The 7535-nt window shown below is 71.7% G+C and carries 7 protein-coding genes; 3 read left to right on the forward strand and 4 right to left on the reverse strand.

Annotation, left to right across the window (positions count from 1 at the left end; genetic code table 11):
- Positions 1-66: 66 nt before the first annotated feature.
- The gene (gene hutH / locus ACWEF6_RS42570) at positions 67-1590 is read right to left on the reverse strand and encodes a histidine ammonia-lyase (RefSeq protein WP_449688147.1); all 1524 of its coding nucleotides are present in this window, start codon (positions 1588-1590) and stop codon (positions 67-69) included.
- Positions 1591-1673: 83 nt separating this feature from the next.
- On the opposite strand from hutH, the gene ACWEF6_RS42575 reads away from it, so the two are divergent.
- Entirely contained in the window at positions 1674-2456 is a 783-nt protein-coding gene (locus ACWEF6_RS42575; RefSeq protein WP_449688148.1) for an IclR family transcriptional regulator, read from the forward strand.
- Positions 2457-2459: 3 nt separating this feature from the next.
- Here the strand turns inward: ACWEF6_RS42575 and ACWEF6_RS42580 are convergent, their stop codons facing one another.
- Together ACWEF6_RS42580 and ACWEF6_RS42585 are read right to left on the reverse strand one after the other, a co-directional pair.
- Positions 2460-3257: a nucleotidyl transferase AbiEii/AbiGii toxin family protein gene (locus tag ACWEF6_RS42580; RefSeq protein ID WP_449688149.1), complete on the reverse strand. Its 798-nt coding sequence runs from the start codon at positions 3255-3257 to the stop codon at positions 2460-2462.
- Complete coding sequence (locus tag ACWEF6_RS42585; protein ID WP_449688150.1) at positions 3226-4272, reverse strand: type IV toxin-antitoxin system AbiEi family antitoxin; 1047 nt, start codon at positions 4270-4272, stop codon at positions 3226-3228. Before ACWEF6_RS42585 ends, ACWEF6_RS42580 begins: the two co-directional genes overlap by 32 nt.
- A 181-nt stretch (positions 4273-4453) precedes the next feature.
- On the opposite strand from ACWEF6_RS42585, the gene ACWEF6_RS42590 reads away from it, so the two are divergent.
- Entirely contained in the window at positions 4454-5671 is a 1218-nt protein-coding gene (locus ACWEF6_RS42590) for an MFS transporter (RefSeq protein WP_449688151.1), read from the forward strand.
- 85 nt (positions 5672-5756) lie between these two features.
- Positions 5757-7049 carry a diguanylate cyclase gene (locus ACWEF6_RS42595; RefSeq protein WP_449688152.1) on the forward strand — a complete coding sequence of 431 codons (1293 nt, stop codon included), beginning with the start codon at positions 5757-5759 and terminating at the stop codon, positions 7047-7049.
- Here ACWEF6_RS42595 and ACWEF6_RS42600 read toward each other — a convergent pair whose 3' ends face one another.
- Entirely contained in the window at positions 7050-7259 is a 210-nt protein-coding gene (locus ACWEF6_RS42600; RefSeq protein WP_449688153.1) for a hypothetical protein, read from the reverse strand.
- Between the last annotated feature and the right edge of the window lie 276 nt (positions 7260-7535).

Consider the following 7535-nt stretch of genomic DNA (forward strand, 5'->3'; position numbering starts at 1 on the left):
GCGGAACAACAGACATCCTGGTGGGCGGGATTGTGTGCTTAGGCGGGTTCTAACCCGCCTTACCACTCACGACAGGCGAGCGGCGTCGAGGACGGCGCCGGAGCGGACGAGTTCTTCGGCGGCCGCGATTTCCGGCGCCAGGTGCCGGTCGGGGCCGGGGCCCGCGACCTTCGTGCGGAGCAGGTCGCGCACCGCGCCGGTGACCGGCGACGGCTCCAGCGGCGCGCGGAAGTCCAGCGCCCGGGCCGCCGTCAGCAGCTCGATGGCGAGGACGGTGGTCAGCCCGTCGACGGCTTTGCGCAGCTTCCGCGCGGCCGACCAGCCCATGGAGACGTGGTCCTCCTGCATGGCGCTGCTCGGGATGGAGTCGACCGACGCCGGGACGGCGAGCCGCTTGAGCTCGCTGACCACGGCGGCCTGGGTGTACTGGGCGATCATGTGGCCGGAGTCGACGCCGGGGTCGTCGGCCAGGAACGGCGGCAGGCCGTGCGAGCGCGCCTTGTCGAGCATCCGGTCGGTGCGGCGCTCGGCGATGCTGGCGACGTCGGCGATCGGGATGGCCAGGAAGTCGAGCACGTAGGCGACGGGCGCGCCGTGGAAGTTGCCGTTGGACTCGACTCGGCCGTCGGCGAGAACGACCGGGTTGTCCACAGCGGACATCAGCTCGCGCTCGCCGACGAGCTCGGCGTGGGTCAGGCTGTCGCGCGCGGCGCCGTGGACCTGCGGGGCGCAGCGCAGCGAGTAGGCGTCCTGGACGCGGTTGCAGTCGGGGCCGCGGTGGCTTTCGACGATCTTCGAGCCCTGCAGCGCCTGCCACATCCGGGCCGCGGACTTCGCCTGCCCGGGGTGCGGACGCAGGGCCTGGAGGTCGGCGGCGAACGCGCGGTCGGTGCCGAGCAGGGCCTCGACGCTCATCGCGGCGGTGAGGTCGGCGACGTCGAAGAGCCGGTGCAGGTCGGCAGCGGCGAGCAGGAGCATGCCGAGCATGCCGTCGGTGCCGTTGGTGAGCGCCAGGCCCTCCTTCTCGGCGAGGACGACCGGCTCGATCCCGGCGTGCTTCAGCGCTTCGTCTGCCTTCATGACCTCGCCGCGGTAGGTCACTTCGCCTTCGCCCATCAGCGCGAGCGCGACGGCGGCGAGAGGCGCGAGGTCGCCGGAGCAGCCGAGCGAGCCGTACTCGTGAACGATCGGTGTGATGTCGGCGTTGAGCAGGGCCGCAAGCGTTTGCGCAGTGCCCGGGCGGACGCCGGTGTATCCGCTGGCGAGGGTGCGCAGCCGCAGCAGCATCAACGCGCGGACGACCTCGGGCTCCACGGCGGGCCCGGCGCCGGCGGCGTGCGAGCGGATCAGGCTCCGCTGCAGCGCGGTCCGGCTCTCGACGGGGATGTGGCGGGTGGCGAGCGCCCCGAAGCCGGTCGAGACGCCGTAGGTAGGCGTGACGGCGTGGGCGAGGTTCTCGATGTGCTGGCGCGTCGCGGCGAGGTTCTTCTCGGCGGCGTCCGTGAGCCCGACGGGCGCGTGGCCCCGGACGACGTCGACGACCTGGGCGGCGGTCAGGGGCTCCGGGCCCAGGAGCACTTTTTCCGGCATGGCCTCATTGGACCTCGTCCTTCCCGCTGGTGGGTTGCCTCAACGGGTGGTTCTGTCTGGTATCCCAGACGTAAGCTCGGCGCATGGGCGAGAGCAGTGAGGTCCCCGCGCTGCGCCGCGGGCTGGCGGTGCTGAGCCTGCTGGCGACCCGCCCGGGCCCGGTCACCGCGGCGGCCATCGCCCGCGAGGCGGGGCTCCCCCGGTCGACGACGTACCACCTGCTCAGCGAGCTGGAAGCGGCCGGTTTCGTCGTGCACCTGCCCGCGGAACGCCGGTACGGCCTGGGCATCGCCGCCTTCGAACTCGGCTCGGCCTACCTGCGCCACGACCCGCTGGAGCGCCTGGCCGGACCGTTGCTGCGCAAGCTCGTCGACCGCGTCGGCCACACCGCCCACCTGGGCGTCCTGCACGGCAACGAGTCGCTGTACCTGATCAAGGAACGCCCGGCCCGGCCGGAGACGCTGGTGACCGAGGTCGGCGTCCGCCTGCCGGCCCAGCTGACCGCGTCCGGCCGGGCGATCCTGCGGCACCTGCCGGCACCGCACGTCCGGGCGTTGTTCCCCGCGGCCTCGGCATTCGTCCTCCGCACCGGCCGCGGCCCGCGCACACTGGCCGAACTGCGCCGAACGCTCACCGCGGAACGCCGCCTGGGCTGGTCGGTCGAGGACGGCCACGTCACCGACGGCTTCGCCTCGGTCGCCTGCCCGGTCTTCGACCACGGCGCCCGCCCGCTGGCCGCGATCAGCGTCACCTTGCGCCACCACTGCGCGGCGGAGCCGTGCTCGGAGAGGTGGCCGGACCTCGCGGCGGAAGTGGCGGCAACGGCGGCCGAGCTGACCACCCGGATCGGCGGCCACCCGGCCTGACGCTCACCTGCCGGCCGCCTCCCGGATACCCGCGCCCAGCGCGAGCATCGGTTGCGGCGCCCGGATTGCCCGCGCGTCGGCGGCCAGCCGTCCCAACGCGTCCCGGTCCTCCGCGATCCGGAGCAGCACCTCTCGTCCGTCTCCGTCGAGCAGCGCAGGCATCTGCGATCCCAGCAGCCAGGCGCCGGTGAGCGCCGGGTCGTATTCGTTCGCTTCCAACGCTTCCAGCTCTTCGTAAAGGCGGTCCAAGTAGGCGCCCGACGAGTACCAGGAGATCATTTCGGCGAGGTCGACCGCGTCACGGGTGGTCGTATCGCGACGGTCCCACCAGGTCAACAGCTTGAGCAGGGCCAACGCCGGCACCGCGGGGACGCGGATCGCCGTCCCGCCCGGCAGCAGAACGGTCTCGGCTGTTCGCACCGCTTCGCTCAGCCCGCGGACGTTCATCCGGAAGTCATCCGGCCAGAGGATGGTGCGATCTTCCCGCTCGATGCCGCCATAGGGCACCACATCGACTTCCACGCCGTCGACGAGGAATTTGTGCACACTTCGGCCATGTCTTTCGAGCTGCCCGGCCAACCGCTCGAAGTCCTCCCAGCTGCAGACTTCGACGGCGATGTCGACATCCCGGGTGGAGCGGGCCGGTGGCCGTCCGATCAGCCCGATCGACAGGATCGTCCGCGCTGTCGCGCCGACGACGAGGTAGTCCAGATCCGCCGCGCGAGCCGCCGCATCGATTCCCACCAGCACCCGAGCCGTGAGGGCGATCTCAGGATCGGCCGAGGCTGACAAGTCGATCATCACTGCTCCGAATCCGGTCTCCGTGTTCACGTTGGCGGGGGTCTCCGGAAGCCAGCAGATCGGCGTAGATCAGGGGGGAAGGAACGATCCAGGAGTCACGGTCCGGCATGTGCCAGAACCGTTCCCGGATGTGGACGTTCCCCCTGCCTTCGGCTCGAGCCATGCGATGCTGCCCGATGAACCGCGCCGGGAAGGTTTCCACGTAGAGCGTGAGCGACGCGGGTCGCAAGTGGGGATCCAGGAGACTGGCGCCGGCCTCGCCGCCCACCTGGATTCCCAGCGAACGCATCTCGGTTTCCGAGTTCCGCCACCACGAGAGGTCGTCCACCGAGAAATCGCCGAGCGCGAGCGAGGCGTGCAAGGTGATCGAGTACGCCTCCGACCAGCGGTCGAGCAGCTCACCACCGCGGGCCAACCGGCGGCCTTCCGCCCCGGCGTACAGGTAGCCCGCGCCGGTGAGCTCATCGATGACCGCCTTCACGGTCCCCAGCGAGGCCCCGCTCACCTCGGCCAGGACTCGGTACGGACGGGAAATCAGGTCCGGCCGGCTGAGGAGGACGAACACCACCCGAAGACCTGAACGGCCGAAGGCCCCGGCTGCCCGAGGGGAAGTCCTCGAACGCGGAACGACCGGATTGCGCCGCCCGCGGACGTCGACCAGGACATCACCCCAGGCCAGGTGCGCATTGCCCGCGGTGTCCAGATAATCGATCCCCCGAGCGCGCAGCCGCTCGGCGACCGGCTCGCTGACATGGGTCGTGACCAGCAGCTGCGGGAGCTGCGTAGGCAGGGTGATGCTGGTGGCCAGCTCAGGCGTCAACCGATGCTTGACCTCCGTGCCGTAGGTCCGAATGGCTCCTGATCGCGTCGTGATGCGCAGCACCGCGTCCAGCGGCTCGGTGTGGTCCACGGTGAGCACCTCGCCGCGGAGGCCGTACTCGCTCGCTTGGTCGAGCGCCACCTGGATGAGACTCCGCACGTTCAGCGAACGAACATGTTCATTTTCATTGAACATGCTTTCATATTGAACGCCGCGGCCCTTCTGCGCAACCCGGATCGGCGGCCACCCGGCCTGACCGCCGTCGCGGGCCGTCCGGGCGCCGGGGCTGGTGCGAACGGGGCAACTGTCACCGAACGGCTCGATTCCACTCCGGTGGGTGATTACCTTGACTGAACAGCGGGTTCGAGGGGCACCGATGGATGACGCACGCGTGAAGAAGGTCGGTTTCGGTGCGGTGCTCGCCGTCGCCGAATTCCGGGCGATGTGGATCGCCGAACTGCTTTCGATCGGCGGCGACCAGCTCGCCCGCGTCGCGCTCGCCGTGCTCGTCTACCAGCGCACTTCCTCGGCCGCGCTGACCGGCCTCACCTACGCCCTGACGTACGTGCCGTCCCTGCTCGGCGGCATCCTGCTCGCCGGCGCGGGCGACCGGTGGCCGCGCCGCGACGTGATGGTCGTGACCGATCTGGCGCGGGCCGCGCTGGTCGGGGTGATCGCGATCCCCGGCGTCCCGCTGTGGGTCCTGTGCGTCTTGGTCGCCGTGATGACGGCGCTCGGCGGGCCGTTCAAGGCGGCCCAGCAGGCGCTGCTGCCGTCGGTCCTCGAAGGCGAGCGGTACCTCGTCGGGATGGCCCTGCGGAACGTGACGATGCAGGCAGCGCAGCTGGCCGGGTTCGCCGGCGGCGGGGTGCTGATCGCCGCGCTCACCCCGTCCGCGGCGCTGGGCCTGGACGCGGCGACGTTCCTGCTGTCGGCCTTGTTCCTGGTCACCGGCGTCCGGCGGCGGGCGGCGATCGCGCAGGCGGTCCGGCCCGCCTGGCTCGCCACGACCGGCGCGGGCATCCGGCTGATCTGGCGCGACCCGGCGCTGCGCACGCTGGTGGCGCTCAACTGGCTGGCCGGGTTCTACGTGGTGCCGGAGGCGCTGGCCGCGCCGTATGCGGCGGGCATCGGCGCGGGCGCGACGCTGGTGGGGCTGCTGATGGCGGCGGACCCGGCGGGCAGCGTGCTCGGCGGCGTCGTGTTCGGCAAGTGGATCCCGGAGCGCGTGCAGCTGCGCGTCCTGGCCTGGCTCGGGATCGCGGCGGGCCTGCCGCTGGTGGTGTTCGTCTGCCGTCCGGGCCTGGTGCCGTCGGTGGTGCTGCTGGCGGCGTCCGGCCTGCTGGCGACGGGCTACAACATCACCGGCACGGTGACGTTCATGCGGCGGGTGCCGGACGAGCACCGCGCGCAGTGCGCCGGCGTGAACTCGGCCGGCCTGATCACGGTGCAGGGCGTCGGCGCGGCCGCGGCGGGCGCGCTGGCCGACGTGCTGGGCCCGGCGCACACCATCGCCGCGGCCGGGGCGGCGGGTGCCGCGGTGGCCGTGCCGATCGCGAGGGCGTGGCGCCGGGTCGGGCTGGAGGAGCGATGACCTCAGTTGTCGCGACCGCACATGGTGCGCCTCCCTTCACGACCCCGGGCCGGACCGGCTCCGTCACCGGCCGGACACCATGAGTATGCGGACCGGGGGCGGGATTCCGCGCACCGGGCCGCGGATTCGTGACGTCCTCGTGGCACCGCGCCACTGGGCGCTGTGGCGCCAGGGCCCGCGGGTGATCGCCTACTGCCTGGTCAGCGAGGCGGCGGCGGTGGTGCTGACGCTGCGCCCGTCGCCGGTCGCGGTGGACCGCCGGACGCTGTCGATCCTGCTGGTGCTGCTGGTCCTCGGGGTGGTGCAGTCGGAGACGGGCCGCCGCGTGGAGCGCATCCGCCGTCGCGTGTCGGGGACGCCGCACATCAACATGACGTCGGTCTGGACGTTCGCCGGCGTGCTCCTGCTGCCGCCGCTCCTGCTGGCGGTCCTGGTCGGCGGCCTCTACACGCACCTGGCGATCCGCAGCTGGTACCGCCTGCAGCGGGTCCCGGCGTCCCGCACGGTCAGCAACGCGGCGATCATCGTGCTGTCGTGTTACGCGGCCCAGTCGGTCCTGCGCGCCTCGGGCTTCGCCGACGTCCGCGCGGCCTTGACCCACGGCTGGGCGGGAACGTTCGCGATCACGGCGGCGGGCGTGACGTTCTTCGCGGTGAACGCCCTCCTGGTCCTCCCGGCCCGCCGCGAAGTCGGCCGGACGCCGGAGGCGCTGTTCGGGACGTGGGCGGACAACGGCCTCGAGGTGGCGACGCTCTGCCTGGGTGCGTTGAACGCGGTGGCCCTGGCGACGTTGCCGGGCCTGGTGGTGCTGGTGTTCCCGCCGTTGCTGCTGTTGCACCGGACGGTGCTGGTGAAGCAGCTGGAGGTGGCCGCCCACCGCGACGAGAAGACGGGTCTGTACAACACCAGCGGCTGGCACGCGGTGGCCGAGCGAACCTTGGCGGCGGCGTCCCGCCAGCACACGACGTTCGGGTTGCTGATGCTGGACTTGGACCACTTCAAGCAGGTGAACGACACGTACGGCCACCTGGCGGGCGACGCGGTGTTGAAGGCGGTGGCCCAGTCGATCATCTCGGCGGTCCGCGGCCGCGGTGACGCGGTGGGCCGGTTCGGTGGCGAAGAGTTCGTGGTGCTGCTGCCGGGGATCACCCGGCCGGACGTCGGCCCGGTGGCGGAGCGGATCCGCCGGGCGATCAGCGCGCTGGCGGTCCCGGCGGGTCAGCTGTCGATCACCGGGTTGACGGTCTCGATCGGCATCGCGGTGTACCCGGAGGCGGGGACGTCATTGCAGCGCCTGCTCGACGCGGCGGACACCGCGCTGTACCACGCGAAGGCGACGGGCCGGAACAAGGTGGTCCACGTCGCGGACCTGGTCTGATCAGGCGGTTTTGTGCCGCATCCCGGCGTCGAGCCCGAGCATGGCGAGCAGTTCGGCGCATTCCCGCGAGTCGGAGGAGTGCCCGGCCACGGTGAGGACGGCCCGATCGTTCTGTTCGGCGAGCCGGACGGCCTCTTCGGCCCGGATCACACCCATCCGGCTGTCTTCGTCGTTGGCAAGAGAGCTGCCGCTGCGTCGGGCCCAGGTCATCTGGCCACCTGCTTCCGGCTCCACGGGTGCGGAGCCATGGTCGGGCCCCCAGCATGACACTCACGAAAATTTCACCCACAAGTGGCCCCCACCACACCCTGACTCGCCACCCAACGCAACCACCCGGGTGCCAGCTCGGGTCCGGCGAAGAGGAGTCTGCTGGTTTCTGCTCGGAGGTGCACCCGGCGCGAGTGCCCACCACCCCGAAGCCTGAATTGTCACTACGGCCGGTGGGGGGGGGGGCACGGGGGCGCGGCGCGGGGGCGCGCCCCCCCC

The sequence above is a fragment of the Amycolatopsis sp. NPDC004772 genome, from assembly GCF_053601215.1.